Annotated in this window: 28 protein-coding genes and 3 tRNA genes; 22 read left to right on the forward strand and 9 right to left on the reverse strand. The window is 72.0% G+C overall.

What is annotated here, in order from left to right; all coding sequences use genetic code 11:
• Window positions 1-109: 109 nt before the first annotated feature.
• The 3 genes from ACFY8U_RS11010 to ACFY8U_RS11020 form a co-directional block, all read right to left on the reverse strand.
• Window positions 110-769 (reverse strand): response regulator transcription factor, encoded by a 660-nt coding sequence (locus ACFY8U_RS11010; RefSeq protein WP_361445409.1) that lies wholly within the window; start codon window positions 767-769, stop codon window positions 110-112.
• Window positions 770-989: 220 nt separating this feature from the next.
• Complete coding sequence (locus ACFY8U_RS11015; RefSeq protein ID WP_389568592.1) at window positions 990-2,276, reverse strand: sensor histidine kinase; 1,287 nt, start codon at window positions 2,274-2,276, stop codon at window positions 990-992.
• Window positions 2,277-2,743: 467 nt separating this feature from the next.
• Window positions 2,744-3,901 (reverse strand): sensor histidine kinase, encoded by a 1,158-nt coding sequence (locus tag ACFY8U_RS11020; RefSeq protein WP_389568594.1) that lies wholly within the window; start codon window positions 3,899-3,901, stop codon window positions 2,744-2,746.
• A gap of 175 nt (window positions 3,902-4,076) precedes the next feature.
• On the opposite strand from ACFY8U_RS11020, the gene ACFY8U_RS11025 reads away from it, so the two are divergent.
• From ACFY8U_RS11025 to ACFY8U_RS11090, 14 genes are all read left to right on the forward strand, one after another.
• Window positions 4,077-4,484: an NADH-quinone oxidoreductase subunit A gene (locus ACFY8U_RS11025; RefSeq protein WP_361445195.1), complete on the forward strand. Its 408-nt coding sequence runs from the start codon at window positions 4,077-4,079 to the stop codon at window positions 4,482-4,484.
• A complete protein-coding gene (locus tag ACFY8U_RS11030; RefSeq protein WP_389568597.1) occupies window positions 4,475-5,050 on the forward strand; it encodes an NADH-quinone oxidoreductase subunit B in 576 nt (191 codons plus the stop codon). Before ACFY8U_RS11025 ends, ACFY8U_RS11030 begins: the two co-directional genes overlap by 10 nt.
• Window positions 5,047-6,384: an NADH-quinone oxidoreductase subunit C gene (locus ACFY8U_RS11035; protein ID WP_389568600.1), complete on the forward strand. Its 1,338-nt coding sequence runs from the start codon at window positions 5,047-5,049 to the stop codon at window positions 6,382-6,384. The genes ACFY8U_RS11030 and ACFY8U_RS11035 overlap by 4 nt, the downstream gene beginning before the upstream one ends.
• Window positions 6,381-7,349, forward strand: coding sequence for a complex I subunit 1 family protein (locus ACFY8U_RS11040; protein WP_361445204.1), 969 nt, complete (start codon window positions 6,381-6,383; stop codon window positions 7,347-7,349). The genes ACFY8U_RS11035 and ACFY8U_RS11040 overlap by 4 nt, the downstream gene beginning before the upstream one ends.
• The gene (locus tag ACFY8U_RS11045) at window positions 7,349-7,918 is read left to right on the forward strand and encodes an NADH-quinone oxidoreductase subunit I (protein WP_361607000.1); all 570 of its coding nucleotides are present in this window, start codon (window positions 7,349-7,351) and stop codon (window positions 7,916-7,918) included. Before ACFY8U_RS11040 ends, ACFY8U_RS11045 begins: the two co-directional genes overlap by 1 nt.
• Window positions 7,915-8,481, forward strand: coding sequence for an NADH-quinone oxidoreductase subunit J (locus ACFY8U_RS11050; RefSeq protein ID WP_361606997.1), 567 nt, complete (start codon window positions 7,915-7,917; stop codon window positions 8,479-8,481). Before ACFY8U_RS11045 ends, ACFY8U_RS11050 begins: the two co-directional genes overlap by 4 nt.
• Window positions 8,481-8,858 (forward strand): NADH-quinone oxidoreductase subunit NuoK, encoded by a 378-nt coding sequence (gene nuoK / locus ACFY8U_RS11055; RefSeq protein WP_361606994.1) that lies wholly within the window; start codon window positions 8,481-8,483, stop codon window positions 8,856-8,858. The genes ACFY8U_RS11050 and nuoK overlap by 1 nt, the downstream gene beginning before the upstream one ends.
• The gene (locus ACFY8U_RS11060) at window positions 8,855-10,834 is read left to right on the forward strand and encodes an NADH-quinone oxidoreductase subunit L (RefSeq protein WP_389568604.1); all 1,980 of its coding nucleotides are present in this window, start codon (window positions 8,855-8,857) and stop codon (window positions 10,832-10,834) included. Before nuoK ends, ACFY8U_RS11060 begins: the two co-directional genes overlap by 4 nt.
• Before the next feature lie 27 nt (window positions 10,835-10,861).
• Window positions 10,862-12,415: a NuoM family protein gene (locus ACFY8U_RS11065; protein ID WP_389569701.1), complete on the forward strand. Its 1,554-nt coding sequence runs from the start codon at window positions 10,862-10,864 to the stop codon at window positions 12,413-12,415.
• Window positions 12,412-13,935 carry an NADH-quinone oxidoreductase subunit N gene (locus tag ACFY8U_RS11070; RefSeq protein ID WP_389568607.1) on the forward strand — a complete coding sequence of 508 codons (1,524 nt, stop codon included), beginning with the start codon at window positions 12,412-12,414 and terminating at the stop codon, window positions 13,933-13,935. The genes ACFY8U_RS11065 and ACFY8U_RS11070 overlap by 4 nt, the downstream gene beginning before the upstream one ends.
• A gap of 45 nt (window positions 13,936-13,980) precedes the next feature.
• The gene (gene mscL / locus ACFY8U_RS11075) at window positions 13,981-14,436 is read left to right on the forward strand and encodes a large conductance mechanosensitive channel protein MscL (protein ID WP_389568610.1); all 456 of its coding nucleotides are present in this window, start codon (window positions 13,981-13,983) and stop codon (window positions 14,434-14,436) included.
• A 179-nt stretch (window positions 14,437-14,615) separates the two neighbouring features.
• Entirely contained in the window at window positions 14,616-15,479 is an 864-nt protein-coding gene (htpX, locus tag ACFY8U_RS11080; protein WP_361606982.1) for a zinc metalloprotease HtpX, read from the forward strand.
• Window positions 15,476-15,877, forward strand: coding sequence for a YccF domain-containing protein (locus ACFY8U_RS11085; RefSeq protein WP_361761447.1), 402 nt, complete (start codon window positions 15,476-15,478; stop codon window positions 15,875-15,877). Before htpX ends, ACFY8U_RS11085 begins: the two co-directional genes overlap by 4 nt.
• A gap of 61 nt (window positions 15,878-15,938) precedes the next feature.
• The gene (locus ACFY8U_RS11090; RefSeq protein ID WP_389568613.1) at window positions 15,939-16,766 is read left to right on the forward strand and encodes a hypothetical protein; all 828 of its coding nucleotides are present in this window, start codon (window positions 15,939-15,941) and stop codon (window positions 16,764-16,766) included.
• 31 nt (window positions 16,767-16,797) lie between these two features.
• On the opposite strand, the gene ACFY8U_RS11095 is transcribed toward ACFY8U_RS11090, so the two are convergent.
• Complete coding sequence (locus tag ACFY8U_RS11095; protein ID WP_389568616.1) at window positions 16,798-18,042, reverse strand: APC family permease; 1,245 nt, start codon at window positions 18,040-18,042, stop codon at window positions 16,798-16,800.
• Between the two features lie 112 nt (window positions 18,043-18,154).
• Here ACFY8U_RS11095 and ACFY8U_RS11100 point away from each other — a divergent pair, with 112 nt between their 5' ends.
• A complete protein-coding gene (locus ACFY8U_RS11100) occupies window positions 18,155-18,424 on the forward strand; it encodes a GlsB/YeaQ/YmgE family stress response membrane protein (protein ID WP_389568619.1) in 270 nt (89 codons plus the stop codon).
• On the opposite strand, the gene ACFY8U_RS11105 is transcribed toward ACFY8U_RS11100, so the two are convergent.
• From ACFY8U_RS11105 to ACFY8U_RS11115, 3 genes are all read right to left on the reverse strand, one after another.
• Window positions 18,421-19,047 carry an alpha-ketoglutarate-dependent dioxygenase AlkB family protein gene (locus ACFY8U_RS11105; RefSeq protein WP_389568622.1) on the reverse strand — a complete coding sequence of 209 codons (627 nt, stop codon included), beginning with the start codon at window positions 19,045-19,047 and terminating at the stop codon, window positions 18,421-18,423. The genes ACFY8U_RS11100 and ACFY8U_RS11105 overlap by 4 nt on opposite strands.
• Complete coding sequence (locus ACFY8U_RS11110) at window positions 19,047-19,541, reverse strand: methylated-DNA--[protein]-cysteine S-methyltransferase (protein WP_361667411.1); 495 nt, start codon at window positions 19,539-19,541, stop codon at window positions 19,047-19,049. Before ACFY8U_RS11110 ends, ACFY8U_RS11105 begins: the two co-directional genes overlap by 1 nt.
• Window positions 19,542-19,629: 88 nt before the next feature.
• Window positions 19,630-20,121 carry a YajQ family cyclic di-GMP-binding protein gene (locus ACFY8U_RS11115; protein WP_362016956.1) on the reverse strand — a complete coding sequence of 164 codons (492 nt, stop codon included), beginning with the start codon at window positions 20,119-20,121 and terminating at the stop codon, window positions 19,630-19,632.
• A gap of 181 nt (window positions 20,122-20,302) precedes the next feature.
• Here ACFY8U_RS11115 and ACFY8U_RS11120 point away from each other — a divergent pair.
• A tRNA-Tyr gene (locus ACFY8U_RS11120) sits at window positions 20,303-20,384 on the forward strand.
• 61 nt (window positions 20,385-20,445) lie between these two features.
• Here ACFY8U_RS11120 and ACFY8U_RS11125 read toward each other — a convergent pair.
• Together ACFY8U_RS11125 and ACFY8U_RS11130 are read right to left on the reverse strand one after the other, a co-directional pair.
• Window positions 20,446-21,102, reverse strand: a complete 657-nt coding sequence (locus ACFY8U_RS11125) for an NAD(P)H-binding protein (RefSeq protein WP_389568625.1) — start codon at window positions 21,100-21,102, stop codon at window positions 20,446-20,448.
• A 2-nt stretch (window positions 21,103-21,104) separates the two neighbouring features.
• Window positions 21,105-22,382: an amidohydrolase family protein gene (locus ACFY8U_RS11130; protein ID WP_389568628.1), complete on the reverse strand. Its 1,278-nt coding sequence runs from the start codon at window positions 22,380-22,382 to the stop codon at window positions 21,105-21,107.
• Between the two features lie 252 nt (window positions 22,383-22,634).
• On the opposite strand from ACFY8U_RS11130, the gene ACFY8U_RS11135 reads away from it, so the two are divergent.
• The 6 genes from ACFY8U_RS11135 (at window position 22,635) to ACFY8U_RS11160 (ending at window position 24,732) form a co-directional block, all read left to right on the forward strand.
• Window positions 22,635-22,707 (forward strand) — tRNA-Thr (locus tag ACFY8U_RS11135).
• A gap of 44 nt (window positions 22,708-22,751) precedes the next feature.
• Window positions 22,752-22,824, forward strand: a tRNA-Met gene (locus ACFY8U_RS11140).
• An 89-nt stretch (window positions 22,825-22,913) separates the two neighbouring features.
• Window positions 22,914-23,078: a 50S ribosomal protein L33 gene (gene rpmG / locus ACFY8U_RS11145; protein WP_007265873.1), complete on the forward strand. Its 165-nt coding sequence runs from the start codon at window positions 22,914-22,916 to the stop codon at window positions 23,076-23,078.
• Between the two features lie 82 nt (window positions 23,079-23,160).
• The gene (locus ACFY8U_RS11150; RefSeq protein ID WP_361606955.1) at window positions 23,161-23,613 is read left to right on the forward strand and encodes a MaoC family dehydratase N-terminal domain-containing protein; all 453 of its coding nucleotides are present in this window, start codon (window positions 23,161-23,163) and stop codon (window positions 23,611-23,613) included.
• A 3-nt stretch (window positions 23,614-23,616) separates the two neighbouring features.
• Window positions 23,617-24,045 carry a MaoC family dehydratase gene (locus tag ACFY8U_RS11155; protein WP_389568631.1) on the forward strand — a complete coding sequence of 143 codons (429 nt, stop codon included), beginning with the start codon at window positions 23,617-23,619 and terminating at the stop codon, window positions 24,043-24,045.
• Window positions 24,046-24,162: 117 nt separating this feature from the next.
• Window positions 24,163-24,732 carry a helix-turn-helix domain-containing protein gene (locus ACFY8U_RS11160; protein WP_361606949.1) on the forward strand — a complete coding sequence of 190 codons (570 nt, stop codon included), beginning with the start codon at window positions 24,163-24,165 and terminating at the stop codon, window positions 24,730-24,732.
• The last annotated feature ends 84 nt before the right edge of the window (window positions 24,733-24,816 follow it).

Genomic DNA, 24,816 nt, shown 5'->3' on the forward strand with positions numbered 1-24,816 from the left:
CCATGAATCGTCACGTTCTGTCGCCCCCCAGAGCCTTCCGGAAAGTCGCGTTCCGCTCGTTCTTCGGTCGTAGGTCCCGAACCCCGATATCTGACAGAGTGTCAGCTTGTCAGGAATTCAGATAGGTCAACACCGCGAGTACCCGACGATGATCGCCTTCACTCGGGGACAGGCCCAGCTTCAGGAAGATGTTGCTGATGTGCTTCTCCACCGCGCCGTCGCTCACGACCAGCTGCTTCGCGATCGCGGAGTTCGTTCGCCCCTCGGCCATCAGGCCCAGGACCTCGCGTTCGCGCGGGGTCAGGTTCGCGAGGACGTCCTGCTTACGGCTCCGGCCCAGCAGCTGCTGGACGACCTCCGGGTCCAGGGCCGTACCGCCCCGCGCCACCCGGACGACGGCGTCCACGAACTCGCGGACCTCGGCGACCCGGTCCTTCAGGAGATAGCCCACGCCCCGGCTGGATCCGGCCAGAAGTTCGGTGGCGTACTGCTCCTCCACGTACTGCGAAAGGACCAGGACCCCGACCCCGGGGTACTCCTTGCGCAGCTGCACCGCCGCACGTACGCCCTCGTCCGTGTGGGTCGGGGGCATCCGTACGTCGGCCACGACCACATCGGGCAGCTCGCCCTCGCCGGCGAGCCCGGCGACGGTCTTGACCAGGGCCTCTCCGTCGCCCACCCCGGCGACGACCTCGTGCCCCCGGTCCGTCAGCAGCCGGGTCAGGCCCTCCCGGAGGAGCACCGAATCCTCGGCGATGACCACGCGCACCCTGTCCGCCACGTCTTCCACGACTTGCAGCCCCCATGTTCCGGTGTTCGATGCGTCCCAGCATCGCAGTAAGAGGGACGCGAAGGGGCGGGGTCGGGTTCAGGAGTGTCAGGGGCGTGTCATGGCGTGGCCATGACGTGGTCATGGGTGGCTTGATCTTTGCGCGGGGCAGGGATGCGGGTCCGGGCGGGGGACGCGGCGGGCCCGGGGTCCGGCCGGACTACGCGCGCCAGGGAAGTTCCGCCGTGATCGTCGTCGGGCCACCCGCCGGCGAGTCCACGGCCAGGATCCCGTCGACCGCGTCCAGCCGCTCCGTGAGCCCGGCGAGCCCCCGGCCCGCGGTCGTGTCCGCGCCGCCCCGCCCGTCGTCCCGTACCTGGAGCAGCAGCCGGTCGCCCGACCGCCATACGTCGACCCACGCGCGCCGGGCCCCGGAGTGCTTGGACACGTTCTGGAGCAGCTCGGACACGGTGAAGTACGCGATGCCCTCGATCGCCGGCACGGGCCGGGCCGGGAGGTCCACCTCGACGGACACCGGCACGGTGCACCGCGCGGCGACCGCCGACAGCGCGGCGTCCAGGCCGCGGTCGGTCAGGACCGCCGGGTGGATGCCCCGGGCCAGATCGCGCAGCTCCTGGAGCGCGGTCTTCACCTCGCCGTGGGCCTCCTCGACCATCCGCGCGGCCGCCTTCGGGTCCTCGGTCAGCTTCTCCTTCGCCAGCCCCAGATCCATGGCGAGGGCGACGAGCCGGGCCTGCGCGCCGTCGTGCAGATCGCGTTCGATCCGCCGCAGATCGGCGGCGGCGGTGTCGACGACCACACCCCGGTCGCTCTCCAGCTCCGTGACGCGGGTCGCGAGCCGGGAGGGGCCGAGCAGCCCGGAGACCATCAGCCGGTCCACGGCGGCGAGCGACCGGATGATCCACGGCCCGGCGAGCACGACGAGCAGGCCGACGGCGCTGGTGACGGCGATCTCGAAGGGCGAGTCCAGATAGAAGGCGTGTGTCCGGTCGCCGTACAGCTGGATGCCGTCCTGGCCGGCGTACATGGGGAAGACCCACTGCCACAGCGGGTACGTGAACAGCGTCCAGCCCGACACCCAGAAGGTCACCGCGACCGTGAAGGCGAAGATCGCCCACGGCATGTGCAGGAGCGCGTAGAGGAGGTGGCGCCAGGACGCGCCGCTCTTCAGCGTCGCGCCCATCCACGACATCGCCCCGCCGGTACGGCCCCGGGCGGGCTCGGGCGGCGCGACCTCCAGATCCAGCAGCCCGCGGGCCCGGGCCCGCTCCACGGCGCCGAAGCCGCGGCACATGGCGAGGGCGCCCGCGAGGACGGGGATGCCGAGGAAGGTGACGAGGAGCCCCGCGCCGGCCGAGACCAGGGCGATGGAGAGGGCGAAGTAGACGCAGCTCAGCGGCAGCCCGAGCACCAGATAGCCGAACTCGCGCCAGGTGCGGGCCTCGAACGGCGCGCGGATCGCGGCGGGGAGGCGGTGGGATGCCATCGCTGGTGTCCGTTTCTGCTCGGGGGAGTGGAGGAGTACGACTCAAGGTTTCCGCGCGGGCGCGCGCCGGACCATGAGGGAGGTGGGCGTGTATGGAGGGGGGATTTCCCTACCTTGGGGGGCGGGGCAGGGCGGGGTTGGAGGCGTACGGGGCTGCGGGCGGGCGCGGGGCTGCGGGCCGGTCCCGCGCCGTACGGTCGACGTGCTCGCCGGGCCATGCGCCCGCCGCCTCCGTGCGCCGCCAGCGTCCGTGCGCCCGGCGGGGCAACGCGTCCCGTAGGTCGACGCGGTCGTGCGGGCTACGCCCCGCAGGGGGCTACGCGGTCGTCCGCTTTACGCGCGCCGGGGCACGCGGTCGTCGGGGCCACGCCCCGCCGGAGCTACCCCCCCGCCGGGGCCACGCGGTCGTCCGGTCCATGCCCCCTCCGGGGGCCACGCGGGCGTCCGGTCCCGGTCCCCTCCGGGGGCTACGCGGTCGTCGGGCGGGCGCGCCACGGCAGTTCCGCCGTGACCGTCGTCGGGCCGCCCGCCGGGGATTCGAGGACGAAGAGTCCGTCGACCGCCCCCAGGCGCTCCGCGAGTCCCGCCATCCCCGTGCCGCCGTCCAGCCGGGCGCCGCCCTGCCCGTCGTCCCGTACCTGGAGCAGCAGCCGGTCGTCCCGCCGCCACACCTCCACGGAAGCGGAACGGGCCCGGGCGTGCTTGGACACGTTCTGGAGCAGCTCGGACACGGTGAAGTACGCGATGCCCTCGATGGCCTCGGCCGGCCGCTCGGTCAGGTCGACCGTCACCTTCACCGGGACCGTGCAGCGCGCGGCGATCGACGAGAGTGCGGCGTCCAGGCCGCGGTCGGTCAGGACCGCCGGGTGGATGCCCCGGGCCAGGTCACGGAGCTCCTGGAGCGCGAGCTTCACCTCGCCGTGGGCCTCGTCGACCATCGCGGCCGCCGCCTCCGGGTCCTCGAGGAGCTTCTCCTTCGCCAGACCGAGCCCCATCGCCAGGGCGACGAGCCGGGCCTGCGCACCGTCGTGCAGATCGCGCTCGATCCGGCGCAGATCGGCGGCGGCCGTGTCCACGACCACGCCCCGGTCCGACTCCAGCTCGGCGATCCGCCGCTCCAGTTCGTCCGAGGGCGACAGCAGACCGCGGACCATGGCCCGGTCGGCGGTCGCGAGACCGCGGGCCACGAACGGCAGCAAGGGCCACAGCACGATCAGCGAGACGAGCGTGACGACGAAGGTGACGATGCCCCAGGGCAGCCGGATGAAGCCGTACAGCATCGTCCGCCAGGCCACCGGGTCCTTCAGCGCCGTCCACAGCCAGGGGAAGAAGCCGTGCCGGCGGGGGAGCGGGCTGGGCTCGTCGACCTTTACGCCGAGCAGCGCCCGGGCCCTCGCCCGCTCGGTCCGCCCCAGGCCGCGCGCCCCGGCGAGACCGAGGGCGAGGAGCGGCAGGCCGATCACCGTGACGGCCAGGCCCACGCCGACGGCGACCGCCACCACCACGTACACGAAGCCGACCAGGGCGGCGGGCAGATTGGTGAGGAGGAAGGAGATCTCCTTCCAGGTGTGCCGGCCGTAGGCGAGGCGCACGGGCGGCAGCGGGGTCTCGGTGTCGACGCTCATGGGCCAAGCGTGCCGGTCGGGGGGCTCGGCACGCCATGGGGTACGTCGGTGAAGGAGAGTAGGGATATCCCCACTGCTCGCACTGTGACACGACCGCTTACAGCGTCTTTAGCAGGGCCTAGACTCCCGTGCGTACAGACAGATCGCCGAAACGGGCAGGGAGCGAGGGGTGGACGTGCCGGATCCGACCGTACGGGCGGGACACGGACTCGCGGCGGACTACTTCCAGTCGTACTCCGTCGTCGGACTGCTCGCCGTCATCGGCGTGCTCTTCGTGGCCGTCGCGTTCGGCGCGGGCCGGCTGCTGCGGCCGGTCGTACCGACGCCGGAGAAGCTGCTGACGTACGAGTGCGGTGTCGACCCGGTGGGGGAGGGCTGGGCACACACCCAGGTCCGCTACTACGTGTACGCCTTCCTCTACGTGATCTTCGCCGTCGACTCGATCTTCCTCTTCCCGTGGGCGACCGTGTTCGCCGCGCCCGGCTACGGCGGGACGACGCTGGTCGAGATGTTCATCTTCCTCGGCTTCCTGGCCGTGGGACTGCTCTACGCGTACAAGAAGGGCGTCCTGACATGGACGTGACCCCGACCCCGCTGCCGGCTCCCAAGCTCGGCCCGCTCGCGCGGCTGGCCCCCGAGCCGATGAAGGTGGTCCTGAACTGGGGCCGCCGCTACAGCCTCTGGGTCTTCAACTTCGGCCTCGCCTGCTGCGCGATCGAGTTCATCGCCGCGTCGATGGCCCGCCACGATTTCATCCGGCTCGGTGTGATCCCCTTCGCGCCGGGCCCCCGCCAGGCCGACCTGATGATCGTCTCAGGCACGGTCACGGACAAGATGGCGCCGGCGGTGAAGCGGCTGTACGAGCAGATGCCGGAGCCCAAGTACGTCATCTCCTTCGGTGCCTGCTCGAACTGCGGCGGGCCGTACTGGGACTCGTACTCGGTGACGAAGGGCGTCGACCAGATCATCCCCGTCGACGTCTACGTGCCGGGCTGCCCGCCGCGCCCGGAGGCGCTGCTGCAGGGGATCCTCAAGCTCCAGGAGAAGATCGCCCGGGAGTCGCTGGCGGCGCGCTACTCGGGCCCCTCGGTCGGCCAGCTGACGAGCGGTCTCGTGACGCCGCCGAAGCCGGGTGGTGATGACAGGTGAACGCGAACGCGTACGACTCCCTCCCGGACGCCGTGACCGAGGTCTTCGGCGAGGAGGCGAGGGCGGAACGGGCGTACGACCTGCTGACGGTGGACGTGCCGGTCGGCTCGTGGATCGCCGCGCTGGAGATCGCGCGGGACAAGCTGGGCTGCACGTACTTCGACTGGCTGAGCGCCGTGGACGAGCCGGGCGCCGGCTTCCAGGTGTGCGCGCACGTGGTGGCGCTGGAGGGCGGCGCGGTGCGCCGGCTGCTCGTACGGACGACGGTTCCGCACGCGTCTCCGGTGCTGCCTTCGGCGATCGCGGTCTACGCGGGCGCGGAGTGGCACGAGCGCGAGACGCACGAGATGTTCGGCGTCGAGTTCACGGACCACCCGAACCTCGTGCCGCTGCTTCTGCCGGAGAACTTCGAGGGCTTCCCGCTGCGGAAGGACTTCGTGCTCGCGGCGCGGGTCGTGAAGGCGTGGCCGGGAGCGAAGGAGCCGGGGGAGTCGGAGCACGGTGGCCCGAAGCGCCGCCAGATGCTGCCCCCGGGCGTCCCCGACCCCAACGACTGGGGCCCGATGAAGGGCCAGCTCCCGCCCGCCCCGGCGCGCCCCGCCCGCGCCACGGCCACGGGCGACCGCCCTCCGCGCCGTACCCGTACGACGGCGGAGGGCTCCGCGACGCAGGCGGCCGGCCCGGCGGGTGAGGTGGAGACGCCCGCGCGCCCGCCGCGCCGCAGCCGCAGCGCGTCGGAGGGCTCGGCGAGCCAGGCGGCCGAGGGCGCGGCGGCCCAGGCTCCGGAAACCACGGGCCCCGCCCGCCCGCCGCGCCGCAGCCGCAGCGCGTCGGACGGCTCGGCGAGCCAGGCGGCCGAGGGCGCGTCGGCCCAGCCGGCCCAGCCCCGCCCCCGCAGCTCGGACGCCCCCTGGCACCACGCCCGCCCGGCCTTCGACGCTGAAACGACCAAGCCCCCCGAGCCCAAGACCGGACCCGCCCCCGAGGCCGGACCCGTGCCCGAGGCCGGACCCGTGCCCGAGGCCGGACCCGCGCCTGAGGCCGGACCCGCCCCCAAGGCCGCGCCCGTGCCCGAGGCCGGACCCGGCCCTGAGGCGGGACCCGTGCCCGAGGCTGCCCCCGCGCCTGAGGCCGGACCCGTGCCAGAGGCCGGTCCGGCCCACGAGGCCGGGCCCGCGCCCGAGGCCGCCCCTGCGGCCGACGGCGACACCGCACCCGACGGCGGCAAGCGGACCGGGGCCACCCCTGGTCCTACCGGTCCCGGCCCCGGCCCCGACACCGACCCCACCGACCCCACCGACCCCACCGACCCCGACGGAGGCGAATCCGCGTGAACGACGCACTCGACGTCGCCCTGCGGCTGCTCGTCGTCTTCGCCGTGTTCCTCGTGCTGCCCCTCGTCATCGGGCAGACCGAGCACAAGGTCATGGCCCATATGCAGGGCCGTCTCGGGCCCATGTACGCCGGTGGGTTCCACGGGTGGGCCCAGCTCGTCGCCGACGGGGTCAAGTTCGCGCAGAAGGAGGACGTGGTCCCGGCCAACGCCGACCGCCGCGTCTTCCAGCTCGCCCCCGCCGTCGCCCTCCTCCCGTACCTCCTCGTGCTCGTCGCCATCCCCATCGGCCCTGGTGAAGGAGCCGTCGGCGAGATCGTCGACGCCGGCATCTTCTTCGTCCTCGCCGTCATGGGCGTCGGCGTCCTCGGCAGCCTCATGGCCGGCTGGGCCTCGGCGAACAAGTTCTCGCTGCTCGGCGGTCTCCGTACCGCCGCCCAGCTGCTCGCCTACGAGCTTCCGATGCTGCTCGCCGCCGCCTCCGTGGCGATGGCCGCCGGCACCGTCTCCCTCCCCGGCATCCTCGACGCCTTCGAGTGGTGGTGGCTGCCCTGGCAGATCGTCGGCGCGATCGTCTTCTTCGTCGCCGGTCTCGCCGAGCTCCAGCGGCCGCCGTTCGACATGCCCGTCGCCGACTCCGAGATCATCTTCGGCGCGTACACCGAGTACACCGGCCTCCGCTTCGCGCTCTTCCTGCTCGCCGAGTACGCCGGCATCGTCGTCCTCTGCGGCCTCACCACCGTCCTCTTCCTCGGCGGCTGGCACGGCCCCTTCGGCGCCGACGGCCTCGGCTGGGTCTGGACCCTGCTCAAGACCGCGATCCTCGCCTTCGTCGTGATCTGGCTCCGCGTGAGCTACCCGCGGCTCCGCGAGGACCAGCTCCAGAAGCTCGCCTGGACCACGCTCGTCCCGCTCGCCCTCGCGCAGATCGCGCTCACCGGCATCGTGAAGGTGGCGATCCAGTAATGACCCGCCCGTTCCCGGGATCCGGCCTGGCCAAGGGCCTCGCCGTCACCCTCCGCACGATGACGAAGCGCGCGCACACCGCGCAGTACCCGGACAAGCAGCCCGAACTCCCGCCCCGCACCCGCGGTGTCATCGGGCTCTTCGAGGAGAACTGCACCGTCTGCATGCTCTGCGCCCGCGAGTGCCCCGACTGGTGCATCTACATCGACTCCCACAAGGAGACGGTGCCGGCCGCCACGCCCGGCGGCCGTGAGCGCAGCCGTAACGTCCTCGACCGCTTCGCCATCGACTTCGCCCTCTGCATGTACTGCGGTATCTGCATCGAGGTCTGCCCCTTCGACGCGCTCTTCTGGTCGCCCGAGTTCGAGTACGCGGAGACGGACATCCACGAACTCACCCATGAGCGCGACAAGCTCCGCGAGTGGATGTGGACGGTCCCCGAACCGCCCGCGCTCGACCCGGGCGCCGAGGAGCCGAAGGAGATCGGCGCGGCCCGCAAGGCCGTGGAGAAGGCCGCCGCCGCGGCAGCGGCCGCCCAGGCCGCCCAGGCCGAGGGGGACCAGCAGTGACCGCCGCCGCCACCGGCCTCGCCGCCGCCACCCCCGGCTTCCTCTCGCCCTCCGGCGTCGAGATCGCCTTCCTCCTCGTCGGTCTCGTGACCCTCGGCGCCGCCGTCGTGACCGTCACCACCCGCCAGCTCGTGCACGCCGCGCTCTGGCTGGTCGTGGCGCTCGGCGGCCTCGCCGTCGAGTACCTCCTCCTCACCGCGGAGTTCATCGCCTGGGTCCAGGTGCTGATCTACGTCGGCTCCGTCGTCGTCCTCCTTCTCTTCGGGCTCATGCTCACCAAGGCCCCCATCGGCCGCTCCCCGGACGCGGACTCGGGCAACCGCCCGGTCGCCCTCGCGGTCGCGCTCGCCGCGGCCGCGGCGCTCGTCTGGGTGGTCGTCGACGCCTTCCGCACGACCTGGATCGAACTCGACGGACCGGCCCAGGGCTCCACCAAGGTGTCCGGCGAGATCCTGTTCCGGCACTGGGTGCTGCCCTTCGAGGCGCTCTCCGTCCTGCTGCTCGCCGCGCTGGTCGGCGCGATCGTCCTGTCCCGCAAGCACGCCAAGGAGGCCCGGGACTGATGCATCTCGCCTACCCCGCCGTCCTCGCCGCCCTGCTCTTCTGCGTCGGCCTGTACGGCGTCCTCGCCCGCCGCAACGCGATCCTGGTCCTGATGTCCGTCGAGCTGATGCTCAACGCCGTCAACCTCAACCTGGTCGCCTTCGACGTCTGGCTCCGCGACGCCCTGCACGCCGGCCAGGCGCTCACCCTCTTCACCATCGCCATCGCCGCCGCCGAGATCGGCATCGGTCTCGCGATCGTCCTGATGGTCTACCGCAACCGCGGCACCTCGGACGTCGACCGCCTGCGCGACAACGCCGAGCCCCACGGCGCCGGTACCGACGACGCCGAGCCCCGGAGCGCCGGGACCGACGAGAAGGCCGAGGCCACCGCGTGACCACCACGACCCTCGCCGTCCTGGTCCCCCTCCTTCCCTTCCTCGGCGCCGTCGCCGGCCTGCTCCTCGGCCGCACCGCGCCCGGCTTCGTCCGCCCCCTCGCCGTGCTGCCGACGATCGGCGCGGCCGCGCTGGCCGTCGTGGTCGCCGTCCGGCAGGGCGGCGGGAAGACGATCGAGGCTGCCACCCAGCTCACCCCCACCGGCTCGGTCCCGATCGACCTGGCCCTGTACATCGACGGCTTCGCCGCGCTCGCCGCCATCCTCGTCGGCGTGGTCGCCACCTGCGTGCAGATCTACTCGACCGGCTATCTGCGCGACGACCCGCGCTACCCCTCGTACGCCGCGCTCGTCTCCCTCTTCACCTCCGCGATGCTGCTCGTCGTCTACTCCGGCGACCTGATGGTGCTCCTGGTCGGCTGGGAGATCATGGGCATCTGCTCGTACTTCCTCGTCGGGCACTACTGGGAGACCCCCGAGGCGCGGGCCGCCTCCCTCAAGGCCTTCCTGGTCACCAAGCTCGGCGACGTCCCCTTCCTGATCGGCCTCTTCGCGCTGGCCACGGACGCGGGCACGTTCCGGATCGACGGGATCCTCGGAACCGTCGCGGCCGGCGGACTCGACCACCCCACCCTCGTCGCGCTGCTGCTCCTGGCCGGTGTGGCGGGCAAGTCCGCGCAGTTCCCGCTGCACACCTGGCTCCCCGACGCGATGGCCGGCCCCACCCCCGTCTCCGCGCTGATCCACGCGGCGACGATGGTCGCCGCCGGCATCTACTTCGTGGCCCGCCTGCTGCCCGTCTTCGCCTCCTCCGCGGCCGCGCTGACGGTGCTCGCCGTGATGGCCGCCGTCACGATGGTCGGCTCGGCGCTCGCCGCGCTCGCCCAGGACGACATCAAGCGCGTCCTCGCCTACTCGACGATCGGTCAGCTCGGCTACATGGCCGGCGCCCTGGCCGTCGCCGACCGCGGGGCCGCCGTCTTCCACCTCATCTCCCACGGCGCGTTCAAGGCCCTCCTCTTCCTCGCCGCCGGCGCGATCATCCACGCCGCCGGTACGAACTCGCTCTCGGCCATGTCCCGGATGAGCGGCCTGACGAAACGGGTCCCCGACGCGTACTGGACGATGACCGTCGCCCTCCTCGCGCTCGCCGCCCTGCCGCCGTTCGCCGGCTTCTTCTCCAAGGAAGCCGTCCTCGTGGCCGCCGAGCACACCGCCCTCGGCGACCGGACCGTCGCCCCCGCCGGGGCCGGCTGGACCGTCCTCGTCGCAGGCCTGCTCACCGCCCTCCTCACCGCGGCCTACGCGACCCGGCTGTGGCTGCTGGCCTTCCGGGGCAGGGGCGCGGAAGCCCCCGACTTCGGCCGTCAGCCGATCGCCATGACCGCCGTCCTGTGGGTGCTCGCCATCCCCTCCCTCGGCTTCGGTCTGAGCGTCACGTACCTCGACGACTGGTTCGACGGGAACGCCCTCACCCCGACCGTCACCACCGCCGTCCTCGGCACCGGCATCGCCGTGATCGGCGCGGCCGTCACCTACGCCGTCTGGCGCACCCTCGCCACGAAGGCCCCCGCCAGGGAGGCAGCCGTCGCCGCGCACGTCGCCCACCCCGACGCCGAGGCCGGCCAGGTCGAGGCGGAGGCCCTGCACCTGCCGCACCCCGCCGAGGACCCGACCGACCCCGGCCGTGCCCTGCTCGGCCCCCTGCACCGTCCCGCGGCGGCCGGCTTCCACGTGGACGCCCTCTACGCCGCCGTCTTCGTCCGCCCCGTCCTGGCGGCCGCCTCCTTGGTCCGCTTCCTGGACCGCGAGGTCGTCGACACGTACGTACGCGGTGCGGGCACCGGCACCCAATGGCTCGGCTGGCTCGTCCGCCGCGCCCAGACCGGCAATGTGCAGACCTATCTGAGCGCCCTGCTCGCCGGCTCCGTCGTCCTGGCGATCGCCGCCGTACTCGTCGCCGTCGCGGGAGCGTGAGACGTGATCGATATCAGCGCATCCGTGATGCAGTTCCTTCTCGTGGCGATCGTCGCCGGCCCGCTCGTCGGCGCCGTCGCCGCTCTCCTCCCCGCCCCGCCCGGGCTGAAGGGGAAGTCACCGGACCAGGCCGTGCTGCGCCACGGAGTGATCGTCACCGGCGTCGTTCTCGCCGCCGCGATCGTCCTCACCCTGGGCTTCGACCACGACAACCCGTCGAGGATCCAGGCGAGCACGGACGTCAAGTGGATCCCCGCACTCGACGTGCGCCTCCACCTCGGTGTGGACGGCATCTCCCTCCCCCTCCTGGTCATGACCGCGCTCCTGACCTTCCTCTGCGCGCTCTACAGCTACTTCAAGATGCCCGGCGGCCCTTCCCCCAAGGGCTTCGTGGCACTGCTCCTCGTGCTCGAGTCCGGCACCCTCGCGACCTTCGCCGTCCTCGACCTGATCCTGTTCTTCCTGGCCTTCGAGATGGTCCTCATCCCGATGTACTTCCTCATCGCCCGCTGGGGCGGTGCCGGAAGGCAGGCCGCCGCCTGGAAGTTCATCCTCTACACGCTGCTCGGCTCCGTCGTCATGCTGCTCGGCCTGCTCCTCGTGGGGCTGAAGGCGGGCACGTTCGACATGGTGGCACTCGCCTCTGACAACGGCCGTGGGCTGACCGCCTCCGTGCAGGTCATCGCGGTTCTCGCGATCGGGATCGGGCTCGCGGTGAAGACTCCGATGTGGCCGCTGCACAGCTGGCTCCCGGACGCCCACACCGCCGCCCCCACGGTCGGCTCGGTCCTCCTCGCCGGCGTCCTGCTGAAGATGGGTACGTACGGGTTCGTCCGGATCCTCCTGCCGATCACCCCCGACGGCATGCGGACCTTCGCCCCCTACCTCGCCGCCTTCGCCGTCGTCGGCATCATCTACGGATCCCTCGCCTGCCTCGCCCTCACGCGCCCCGGCACCAACGGCGACCTCAAGCGCCTTATCGCGTACTCCTCCGTCGGCCACATGGGCTTCGTGCTCCTCGGCATCGCGACCATGACCCCCACCGGCGTCAACGGCGCGCTCTTCGCCAACATCGCCCACGGCCTCATCACCGGCCTGCTGTTCTTCCTCGTCGGCGCACTGAAGGACCGGTACGGCACCGCCGACCTCGACACCCTCGCCGGAGCCACCGGCGCCGCCCTCTACGGCCGCGCCCCCCGCCTCGGCGGGCTGCTCGCCTTCGCCGCCGTCGCCTCCCTCGGACTGCCCGGCCTGGCCGGCTTCTGGGGCGAGATGCTGGCCCTGTTCGCCGCCTTCGAGCCGGCCGAGGGCCTCAGCCGCCCCGCCTTCCTCACCTTCATGGCGATCGGCGCCTTCGGCACCCTCCTCACGGCCGCGTACCTCCTCGTCGTCGTCCGCCGGGTCTGCATGGGCGGCCCCCGCCCGAGCGGGGAGGGCACGATCGCCGACGTCCAGGGGTACGAGTTCGCCGCGTGGACCCCGCTCGTCGCCCTCACCGTCCTCGCCGGACTGTGGCCCGCGGTTCTCCTCGGCCTCACCGACCCGGCCGTGCAGCAGCTCCTCGCGGGAGGAAACTCGTGACCCCCACGACCCTCGTCCAGTCCGTCGACTGGCTCGCGATCGCGCCGCCCACCCTCACCGCCGTGGTCGCCCTGGCCGTGCTCGTCGCGGACCTGTTCGTGCCCGACCGGCACAAGCAGCTCCTCGGCTGGACCGCGATCGGCGGACTCGTCGCCTCCCTGGCGCTGCTGATCCCGCTGCGCGCCGGCGACCGCTCGACGTTCTGCCTCACCACCGAACCGGCCGCCACCGCCGCGTGCAGCTACACCGCCGACCGCTTCACCCTGGTCATCCAGGTCCTGGTGCTCGGCGGCGCGCTCCTCACCGCCCTGCTCTCCCTCGCCGACACGCGGGACAAGCTCCCGCCGGGGGAGTACTGGTTCCTGCTGCTCTCCTCCGCCGCCGGCGCGGCCCTGCTGCCCGCCTCCCGCGATCTGGCGACCCTCGTCGTCGCCCTCGAAGTGGCCTCGCTGCCCGCGTTCGCGCTCGTCGGCCTGCGCCGCGGCGACCGGCGGTCCAGCGAGGCGGCGCTGAAGTTCTTCCTCTCCTCGGTCACCGCGACCGCCGTCACCCTGCTCGGCGTCAGCTTCGTGTACGGGGCGACCGGCACGCTCCATCTCACCGAGCTCGCCCAGCGCCTCGACGACGTCCCCGGCCAGTTGCAGACCCTCGCCCAGGCGGGCGTCGCCCTCACTCTGGTCGGCTTCGCCTTCAAGACGGCCGCCGCCCCCTTCCACTTCTGGGTCCCCGACACCTACATCGGCGCCCCGCTGCCCGTCGCCGGCTACCTCTCGGTCGTCGGCAAGGCCGTCGGCTTCACCGGCCTCATCCTGGTGACGGTCGTCGCCTTCCCCTCGTACGCTGACGTCTGGGGCCCGGCGCTGGCGGTGCTCGCCGCGCTGACCATGACCATCGGCAACGTGGGCGCCCTGCGGCAGGTCTCCACGCGCGCGTGGAGCGCGGTCCGGCTGCTCGCCTGGTCCTCCGTCGCCCAGGCCGGCTACCTCCTGGTCCCGATCGCCGCCGCCGCGTACTCCAGTGACGACCAGATCGGCGCCACCGTCGCGTACGCCCTGATGTACGCCGTCGTGAACCTCGGCGCCTTCGCGGTCGCCGCCCTGGTCGCGCGGACGCACCCGGAGAACCGGATCGCCGACTACCGCGGTCTGTACGCGGCCAGTCCGCTGCTCGCGCTCACCATGGGCTTCTTCCTGCTCAACCTGGCAGGGCTGCCCCCGGGCATCATCGGGCTCTTCGCCAAGGTCACCGTCTTCTCGGCGGCGGTCGACGCCGGCCTCGGCTGGCTGGCCGTGGTCATGGGCGTCAACGTCGTGATCGGCCTCTACTACTACCTGCGGTGGACCGCGCTGCTCTTCCGCGGGCCGGTGGGAGAATCCGTGGGCGAGCCGGCGGGGGAGCGGGCCCACGCGCGCGTGCCCGCCCCGATCACCCTGGCGATCGCGCTGGCGGCCGTCGCGGGTGTCGTCCTGTCGGGCTACCCGCAGTTCGCCCTGCGCTTCGCCGCCACCACACTCTTCTGACCCCCGCCCCACCCCCAAGAGAAACGCACCAAGGAGCTTCACCCCGTGCTGAACGGTTTCAAGGACTTCATACTGCGCGGCAACGTCGTCTCGATGGCCATCGGTCTGGCCGTCGGCTCGGCGTTCACGGCCGTCGTGACCGGCTTCAGCAAGGCGTTCATCACCCCGCTCATCGGTCTCGCCACCGGCTCGGTCGGTGACTTCAGCGAGGCCCGGTTCACCGTCGGCAAGACGATCTTCCCGTACGGCCTGGCCATCGCCGCCGCCATAGCCTTCGTGATCACCGCCGCGGTGCTCTACTTCTTCATCGTCGTCCCCATGACGAAGGTCCAGGAGAGGTTCGCCAAGGAGGAGGCCGACGCGAAGTCCGAGAAGCGCGACTGCCCCCGCTGCTACTCCGAGATCCCGGCCATCGCCACCCGCTGCGCCCACTGCACCAGCGAGGTCGAGCCCGTCGCCGACGCCATGGCGGAGGCCGGCCTCCTCCCCATGCCGCGCTGATCACCCGTACGGATCGCTGAGGGATCACCGTACGGATCACCCGGACGGCCCAGGCCCCCCCTGTGGGGACAGGGGAACCCGCGCCTCCCGCCTGGCGTTGACCAGTACGGGAGGGTCCACTGGAAGTGGACCACCACCGAGCAAAGGGTTCCCCTGCCGCACCACTTGGAGGGCGTACCGTGCACCGCCGGCACAACGGGCTGAGGACCGCCGTACTCCTCGGAGGGCTCTCGGCCCTCATCATCGTCATCGGCAGCTTCTTCGGACGGACAGGTCTGATCGTCGCGGTCGTCGTGGCGCTCGGCACCAACGCGTACGCGTACTGGAACAGCGACAAGCTGGCCCTGCGGGCCATGCGCGCCCGCCCGGTGAGCGAGTTCGAGGCCCCCGAGCTCTACCGGATGGTGCGCGAGCTCTCCACCCAGGCGCGCCAGCCGATGCCCCGGCTCTACATCTCGCCCACCCAGGCGCCCAACGCCTTCGCGACCGGCCGGAACCCGCGGAACGCGGCCGTCTGCTGCACGGAGGGCATCCTCGCGATCCTCGACGAGCGCGAGCTGCGCGGAGTCATCGGCCACGAGTTGAGCCATGTCTACAACCGGGACATCCTGATCTCCTCGGTCGCCGGCGCGCTGGCCTCCGTGATCATGTTCCTGGTCAACTTCGCCTGGCTGATCCCGGTCGGCCGCTCCAGCGACGACGACGGACCCGGCCTGCTCGGTATGCTCCTGATCATGATCCTCGGCCCGGTCGCCGCCTCCCTCATCCAGCTCTCCATCAGCCGGTCCCGGGAGTACCAGGCGGACGCCTCGGGCGCCCAGCTCACGGGCGACCCGCTGGCACTGGCCAGCGCGCTGCGCAAGCTCGACGCCGGTACGAAGCAGCTGCCGCTGCCGCCCGAGCCGCGGATCGAGACCGCCAGCCACATGATGATTGCGAACCCCTTCGGAGGGGGCAAAGGCGTTTCGAAAATGTTCTCGACGCATCCGCCGATGGCGGAGCGCATCGCCCGACTCGAACAGATGGCAGGTCGCCGCCCGTGAACACAATTCTGAACGTCATCTGGCTGATCCTGTGCGGCTTCTGGATGTTCCTCGGCTACATGCTGGCCGGCGTCCTGCTGTGCATCACGATCATCGGCATCCCCTTCGGACTCGCCGCGTTCCGGATCGGGGTCTACGCCCTCTGGCCCTTCGGCTACACGGTCGTGGACCGCCACGACGCGGGCGCCCCGTCCTGCGTGGGCAACGTGCTGTGGCTGATCCTCGCGGGCTGGTGGCTCGCGCTGGGTCACATCGCCACGGGCATCGTCCTGTGCATCACGATCATCGGCATCCCGCTGGGCATCGCGAACTTCAAGCTGATCCCGGTCTCGCTGCTGCCGCTGGGCAAGGAGATCGTCCGTACGGAGCAGGCGTACGGCGGCTACACGGTCCGCTAGGCCGCCCCTCCCGCCCCTCCCGGCGCGGCCTCCGCCGCCCGTGCCCGTCATGATCATGCGCATGGGTTCGATACACAGACTCGAAGGCCGCCGGGTGTCCCTCACCCTCGGCACCGGCGCACTCACCCTCTCGCACACCGAGGCGCGTACCGGCACGCGGACGGAGGGGCTGACCGTCATCCCCCTCACGGCCGTCGCGGAGGCCCGCGTCTCCGAAGCCCCCGTCGCCGACGACCGCGCCCGCGACGACCGCGGCGGCGAGGCTCCCGGGCGGCCCGGCCTGGAGATCGTGCTCACCGACGGTGAGGTCCATCGCGTCGACGGGGTCGCCGAGGCCGCCGCCGCCTCCTTCGCCACCACGCTCAACGACGCCCTGCCCGACCGGCGCGACCCGGCCGGCAGCGCACTCGTCACCCGGCCCGCCGCCCACGGCACGCGCTGGGCCCGGATCGCGGTCGTCGCGGTCATCGCCCTCGCCTACGCCGGCTACGGCGTCTGGGCCGACGACTCCCCCGGTACGCGCGACCTGGGGGTGACCACCGGGCTCTTCCCCCTCGTCGTCGGCCTGTCCGTGTGCCTCCTCGCCGTCGAGGAGGTGCTCCGCCGGACCCACCTCGCCCGGCACGGCGTGACCACGGACGCCGAGCCGGTCGGGACCGGCGGCGCGCGCCCCCGGTACTACTTCAACGACTCCGCCGGTGTCCCGCGCCCGTACGCCGGCGGTTCCGGGGCGTCCACCGTCACCGTCGTCTACGATCCGCGCCGGCCCGACAGGGTCGCCCACGAAGCCCGGCCCGCCACGGTGATCCGCAAGGTGGCGCTGCTCCTGGCCGGCGGGGGCCTTCTGCTCTGGCTCGGGGTGTGGACGGCCTTCGGCCGGCCCTGGTGACCTCCCGGCGTCCTACGGGGGTACGCGCCCCTCACGTGCCGGTGTGGCGCCCCCGGCTGACCGCGTACGCGACCGTGCCCACCGCGAGGACCCCGACCCCGGCCAGGACGGACGCGGGGGGCAGCGCGAACGCCAGCGCCCCGCAGCCGGCCAGACCGATCGCCGCGAGCAGCCGGTTCGCGCGTCCCCGGGAGCGCCCCAGCGTCCACGCGGAGGCGTTGGCGATGCCGTAGTAGGCGAGTACGCCGAAGGACGAGAAGCCGATCGCGCCCCGCACATCCGCCGTGGCCGCCACCACGGCCACCACCGCGCCCACCGCGAGCTCCGCCCGGTGCGGGACCTGGAAGCGCGGGTGCACGGCGGCAAGCCCGGACGGCAGATGACCGTCCCGGGCCATCGCCAGGGTCGTACGGGAGACCCCGAGGATCAGCGAGAGCAGCGAGCCGAGGGCCGCGACGGCCGCGCCGACCGTGACGACGGGCACCAGCCACCCGGCGCCGGCCGCCCGGGCCGTGTCCACCAGCGGGGCGGGGGAGGCCGCGAGAGCCTGCGGCCCGAGGACGGCCAGGACGCTCACCGCCACCGCCGCGTAGACGGCCAGCGCGATCCCGAGGGCGAGCGGCACGGCCCGGGGGATGGTCCGGGCCGGATCCCGTACCTCCTCGCCGAGCGTGGCGATCCGCGCGTACCCCGCGAAGGCGAAGAACAGCAGCCCCGCCGCCTGGAGGACCCCGCTCGCCGTCACCTCCGCGTCCAGCGCGAGCCGTCCGAAGCCGACAGCCTCCGCGCTCAGGGAGGCGACGACCACGGCCGCCAGCACGGCCAGGACCAGCGCCACGACCGCCCGGGTCAGCAGGGCGGACTTCTGCACACCGCCGTAGTTCAGGGCCGTCAGCGCCACGACGGCGGCGACCGCCACCGCGTGCGCCTGATCCGGCCACACGTACGCCCCGACCGTCAGCGCCATCGCCGCGCACGAGGCCGTCTTGCCGACGACGAACGCCCAGCCCGCCAGGTACCCCCAGAACGGCCCGAGACGTTCGCGACCGTACACATAGGTGCCGCCGGACGCGGGGTACAGCGCGGCGAGCCGGGCCGAGGCCATGGCGTTGCAGTACGCGACGACCGCCGCGATCCCGAGCGCGGGGAGCAGCCCGGCTCCGGCCGCCTCGGCCGCCGGGCCGAGCGCGACGAAGATCCCGGCGCCGACCATCGAGCCGAGCCCGATGACGACGGCGTCGAACACCCCGAGGGAGCGGCGCAGGCCCTGTGTCATGCACGGCACACTACGGGGCCCCGCAACCGCGCCGGCAACCGCGCCCGCCGACCGCGACCGCGACCGCGACCGCGCCCGCAACCGCGCCCGGCGCCCAGGCGTCCTCCCAGGCATGAACGTCATCAGCTGGATCGTCCTGGGTCTCATCGCGGGCGTCATAGCCAAGGTCCTGCTCCCGGGCCGCGACCCGGGCGGGCTCATCGGCACGACCGTCATCGGCATCGCCGGCGCCTTCGTCGGCGGCTGGCTCTCGTCCACGTTCCTGGACCGCCCGATCACCACCGGCTTCTACGACACGGCCACCTGGCTCTCGGCCGTCGGCGGCGCGCTGGTGCTGCTGATCGCGTACCGGATCCTCTTCGGCCACCCGCGCTCGCGCTAGAGCCCCGTCTCGCGCAGGGTGATGTTCAGACGGCCCGTCAGCCCGAGTTCCGGATCGGCGGTGCCCGGAAGGACCTTGGGCACCCCGTGGTACGCGAAGCGCGAGGGCCCGCCGAAGACGAAGAGGTCGCCGGACGCCAACTCCACGTCGGTGTACGGCTTCCCCCGGGTTTCGGTGTTCCCGAACCGGAACACGCAACGGTCGCCGAGGCTCAGCGACACCACCGGTGCCCCGGACCGCTCCTCCTTGTCCTGGTGCAGCCCCATCTTCGCGCCGGCGCCCGCGTCGTAGAAGTTCACCAGCGCGGTGTCGGGCGCGAAGCCGCCGTCGTCCCCGTAGGCCTCGGTGACGGCGTCACGCCCCAACTCGCTCAGCCAGCCGGGAAGTTCGACCTCGACCGTGTCGAGATACCGGTACGGAACCCAGCGCCGGCCCAGACACAGCGACCGCACCGACATCACCCCGCCGCCCGGCAGCACGGTGTGCCGGTACGGCACGGGCCCGCGCCCCCACTCCCGGCACGCGGCCACCAACTCCCGCTGCCGGCCGGGGGAGAGCCATCCGGGGACGTGCACGGCGCCGGGGGCGATCTCCGCCCGCTCACGCGGAAAGAGCGCGTCCATCACACGGCCCGCTCCAGGCCGAGCAGCCGCTCCTTGCGCTCCAGGCCGGCCGCGTACCCGCGCAGACTGCCGTCCGCGCCGATGACGCGGTGACAGGGCCGCACCACGAGCAACGGGTTGCGTCCGATCGCGGTGCCGACGGCCCGCACCCCGGCCCCGGAGGACCCGACCGTCCGGGCGATGTCCCCGTACGAGACGGTGGCGCCGTACGGGATCTCCTCCAGGGCGCGCCAGACGCGCCGCTGGAAGTCCGTACCGCTCTGCGCGAACGGGATCTCGAACCGCTCCCGGCGCCCCGCGAAGTACTCGTCGAGCTGCCCGGCGATCTCCTCGAAGGCCTCGGGCGCGTGCCGCCAGCCGTCCTCGACGGCGGCACCACCCTTCTGCCCGGGCAGCGACAGCGAGACCAGCTCGGTCCGTCCACCGTGCCCGGCGCCCCGCCCGACGAGCAGCATCGGGCCCAGGGGCCCCTCGACGTATGCGTACACCGTCATGACGGTTCCTTTCCTCGCACTCACCTGCCGTCCAGTGTGCGAGGCCCGCCCACCCGGGGCTGGCGGTTTTCGGACGCGCAGCTGGTGACTAGCGGTAGTTCACGAACTGGATCGCGAAGTCGAAGTCCTTGCCCTTGAGCAGCGCCTGCACGGCCTGGAGGTCGTCCCGGCTCTTCGAGCTGACCCGCAGCTCGTCACCCTGCACCTGCGCCTTGACGCCCTTGGGGCCCTCGTCGCGGATGGCCTTCGCGACCTTCTTGGCGTTCTCCTGGGAGATGCCCTCGACGACCGACGCGAAGAGCTTGTACTCCTTACCGGACAGCTGCGGCTCACCGTCGACGTCCAGCGACTTCAGCGAGATCCCGCGCTTGATCAGCTTGGACTGGAAGATGTCGAGGATCGCCATCACGCGCTCCTCGCCGTTCGCCTGCATCAGGATCTTCTCGCCCGACCAGGAGATCGAGGCGTTGGTGCCCTTGAAGTCGTAGCGCTGGGAGATCTCCTTGACGGCCTGGTTGAGGGCGTTGTCGACCTCCTGCCGCTCGACCTTGGAGACGATGTCGAAACTGGAGTCGGCCATGACGTGTGGCTCCTTGCTCGGATGCGATGCGGTTGCGTGGCGTACGGCGCCAAGCCTAGTCATCCGATCGTGCCCGGACCGCTGATCAATCCGGTGGCGAAGCACCCCGGGGGATCAGGTATCGTTTACGTCGTTGCCACGGAGCACCGCCGAAAAGCGGCTCCGAGCAGCGACATCCCATGGCGGTGTGCCCGAGTGGCCAATGGGAGCGGACTGTAAATCCGTCGGCTTAGCCTACCCAGGTTCGAATCCTGGCGCCGCCACGCGATAGAGAAGGTCCCCGGTGTTCGCACCGGGGACCTTCTTCGTTTCCGGGGGTGGGGGCTACTCGCCCGCCACCGCCTTCACCGCCACCGTCACCGGTGTCGAGCCGCTGATCACTTCCAGGGTCAGGCCCGCCGTGCCCGGGGTGTCCAGGAGTTCGGCCAGGACCGCCGCCACGTCGTCGCGGGGGATCGGGCCACGGCCCGTCGAGGCCTCCAGGCGGACCAGGCCCTTGCCCGCGTCGTTCGTGAGCATGCCGGGGCGCAGGATCGTCCAGTCCAGGGACGTACGGGCGCGTACGGCGTCGTCCGCCGCGCCCTTGGCGCGCAGGTAGGCGTCGAAGACCTCGTCGCCCCGGTGGGCGGAGTCCGCGCCCATCGAGGAGACGACGATGTACCGGCGTACGCCCGCCCGTTCCGCCGCGTCGGCGAAGAGGACCGCCGCCGCGCGATCCACCGAGTCCTTGCGGTCCGCGCCGCTGCCCGGGCCCGCGCCGGCCGCGAAGACCGCCGCGTCGGCGCCCTGCAGGGCCGCGGCGACCTCCTCCACCGTGGCCGACTCCAGGTCCAGGACGACCGGTTCCGCGCCCGCCGCGCGCAGGTCGTCTGCCTGTTCCGGTCTGCGGATGAGCCCCGCCGGCTCGTGCCCCGCCGCCGAGAGCAGGCGCTCCAGACGCAGGGCGATCTGACCGTGTCCTCCAGCGATGACAATGCGCATACTCACGACCGTACGACGGGACCGGCCGGAGGGCTTCCCGGATCGGGGCGTTCCGGCCGGGCCTGGCGCGGCAGATCGAGCGCCGCCGCCGAGTCGCAGTACTCGCGGACCGCGCTCGTCCGGGCCACCACCCGCCCCCGGTGCACGACGATCCGGCTGTACGCGAGGGACAGCACGCCCGAGAGGCGTTCGCCGCGCACGGCGAGCAGTTCGGCGGGGAACCCGGCCTCGACCCGTACCTCGGTCAGCCCCATCGCCGTACGCGCCGCCGCGCTCACCGCCCCGTACGCCTCCTCCGCCGGCAGCCCGCCGAGCGACGCCAGCAGATACGCGGCCTCCAGCGGGTCCCCGCGCCCCACCGGGTTGGCCACGTCCCGCAGCGCTCCGCTGCCGGCCGCGAGCCGCACCCCCGCCGCGCGCAGCAGCCGGACGGGCGCGGCGCCGCGCTGCTCCGTCGCCTCGCAGCCGCCCTGCGGCAGGCAGACCACCGTCACGCCGGCCGCCGCCAGCTGGTCCGCGGCCCGCCGCGCCACGTCCGAGGGGAGCCGCGCGAGCCCCGCGCACGGGCCGATCGTCACACCGGGCCGCAGCCCGCCCGCCATGGCCGCGAACCGGGCGAGCCGCGCCGGGTCGTCCGCGTCCGTGTGCAGGTCCACCGGACAGCCCTGCTCGGCCGCCACCTCCAGGACCGCCTCCACGTACCCGGTCGGGTCGGGGTCCAGGTCCGGGCAGCCGCCCACCACGCTCGCGCCCATCTTCACCGCGTCCCGCAGCATCGCGAGCCCGTCCGCGCCCGCCGCGCCGGTGAGCAGCCGGGGCACCGCGACCGTGGTCAGGTCCACCAGGCCGCGCAGCGAACGCCGGGCCTGGAGCACGGCCTCGAGCGGGCCGAGACCGTGGACGTCGCCGATCCTGACGTGCGCGCGCTGCGCGGTGGCGCCGTGGCCGAGCTGGAGCAGCGCGGCCTCGGTGGCCCGCCGCTGCACCTCCTCGGGGGCGTACGAGACGGGGCCCGGGGTGTCGGCGCTGAGGGCGGTGTCGGCGTGGGCGTGCGGCTCGGCGGGCGCGGGGAGCAGCAGATAGCCGGCGAGATCGACGCGGGCGCCGACGGCCGTCAGGCTGCCCGCCGTTCCGACTGCCTCGATCCGGCTGCCGACGAGCCGGACGTCCACCGTCCGGCCGTCGGTGAGGCGGGCGTTGGAGAGCAGGAGCGAGGTGGAGTCGGCGGTGGCAGCGGACCGGTCGTCGGGCGGCTGGGGCTGCTTGCTGTCGGCTGACATCGGGCTCCTCAAGGCTCCTCAAGTTCAAGCTCAAGATCAAGATCACGCAGCGTGGGGCCGAGCCTAGGGGCGGTCGGCCCACCCTTCGAGGAGGAGCGCAATAGTCGTACTGATGAGGCCACGTGTGGCGTACCTGTGGCGTACGAGTGGCGCACGGGACGGGGGTGACGGGCCCGCGCGCGTGCCCGCCCGAGCGGGCGGCGAAACGGATTTGGGCGATCGGTGGAGGACCGTGTAATGTCTTCATCGCTCGCCCCAATAGCTCAGTCGGTAGAGCGTCTCCATGGTAAGGAGAAGGTCTACGGTTCGATTCCGTATTGGGGCTCTGGTGAGAGGGAACCCGCCTTCGGGCGGGATCCGGATCATCAAAGCGGTGTAGCTCAGTCGGTAGAGCAAGCGGCTCATAATCGCTGTGTCACCGGTTCAAGTCCGGTCACCGCTACACACGGTAGCCGATTGTGGGGTCGGTCCTTCGATCGGCTACTCTTTTATGCGTTCATCCGTCCATCCGTCCGTCCAAGGAGCACTCACGTGGCTGCCACCGACGTCCGCCCGAAGATCACGCTGGCCTGCGTGGAGTGCAAGGAGCGGAACTACATCACCAAGAAGAACCGGCGTAACAACCCGGATCGCATGGAGATGAAGAAGCACTGCCCTCGCTGCAACTCGCACACGGCGCACCGCGAGACGCGCTAATCAGGCTCGTACACGAGGCCGTCCCCACCAGGGGGCGGCCTCGTGTCGTTTGTCGGTAACAAATCCAGGAGGTATCGAGTCCATGGCGCTCGACCAGTCCTTCGTGGGCCGGACCTATCCGCCCACCGCGCCCTACGAGGTCGGACGCGAAAAGATCCGCGAGTTCGCCGAGGCGATCGGCGACGCGAATCCCGCCTATGCCGATCAGGAAGCGGCGAAGGCGCTCGGCCACCCCGATGTGATCGCCCCGCCGACCTTTGTGTTCGCGATCACGTTCAAGGCGGCCGGGCAGGTCGTCGAGGACCCGCAGCTGGGCCTGGACTACAGCCGTGTCGTGCACGGTGACCAGAAGTTCACGTACACCCGGCCGGTGCGGGCGGGCGACCGGCTCTCGGTCACCTCGACCATCGAGGCGATCAAGACGATGGCCGGCAACGACATCCTGGACATCCGCGGAGAGGTCCACGACGAGACCGGCGAGCACGTCGTGACCGCCTGGACCAAGCTCGTCTCGCGCGCGCCCGAGGAGGCCTGAGTCATGGCAGCGAAGATCGCTTACGACGAGGTCGAGGTCGGCACGGAGCTGCCGACGCAGTCCTTCCCTGTGACGCGCGCCACGCTGGTGCGGTACGCGGGCGCCTCCGGGGACTTCAACCCGATCCACTGGAACGAGAAGTTCGCCCGTGAGGTCGGTCTGCCGGACGTCATCGCGCACGGCATGTTCACCATGGCCGAGGCGATCCGGGTCGTGACGGACTGGGTCGGCGACCCGGCCGCCGTCGTCGAGTACGGCGTGCGTTTCACCAAGCCGGTGGTCGTGCCGAACGACGACGAGGGCGCGGTGATCGAGGTCGGCGCCAAGGTCGCGGCGAAGCTGGACGACGGTCTGGTCCGGGTGGATCTGCTCGCGAAGTCGGCGGGTCAGAAGGTCCTGGGTGTGTCGCGGGCCGTGGTCAGGCTTGCGTAGCGTCACGATCGCTGATCGCTGATCGCTGATCGCTGATCGCGTGGGGGTGGGTGGCCGCTGGGAGCGGCTGCCCGGCCTCCGTTTGCGAAGTTAGTGATTGAGTACTAACTTGGTTTCATGGCCAGGATGAGTGCGGAGGAGCGGCGCGAGAGCGTCATCCGCGCCGCGATGCGGGAGTTCAGTCGCGGCGGGTACTACGGCACGTCCACCGAGGCGATCGCCAAGCGTGTCGGCGTCTCGCAGCCGTACCTCTTCCGGCTCTTCCCCGGAAAGAAGGCGATCTTCCTCGCCGCCTCCGAGCGCTGCATCGGTGACACCGTCCGTGTCTTCGAGGAGGCTGCGGAGGGGCTGTCGGGCCAGGAGGCCCTGCATGCCATGGCCAATGCGTACACCAGGATCATCACGGAGGATCCGGACCGCCTCCTGATGCAGATGCAGGTGTACGTGACGGTCGCAGCCGCCGAGGCAGCGGGCGACCACGAGTTCGGCGAGACCGTGCGGGCCGGCTGGATGAGGCTCTGGGAAGCCGTCCATCTGGCGCTCGGGGCGGACGCCGACGAGACCACGACCTTCCTGGCGTACGGGATGCTCATCAACTCCCTCGTCGCCATGGGCTTCCCGCCCGAGCACCGGGTCTGGGAGGGGTTCTACCCCTCGGCCCGCCGTCTCGGGCGGCTGGAGAAGTAACGCCACATCACCACGGGCTCCCGGATTTCTCACGCCCATGAAAGTTAGTTATCAATAACTAACCATCCCTGACCATCAGAAACC

The sequence above is a fragment of the Streptomyces sp. NPDC012508 genome (assembly GCF_042902595.1).
GTDB lineage: Bacteria > Actinomycetota > Actinomycetes > Streptomycetales > Streptomycetaceae > Streptomyces.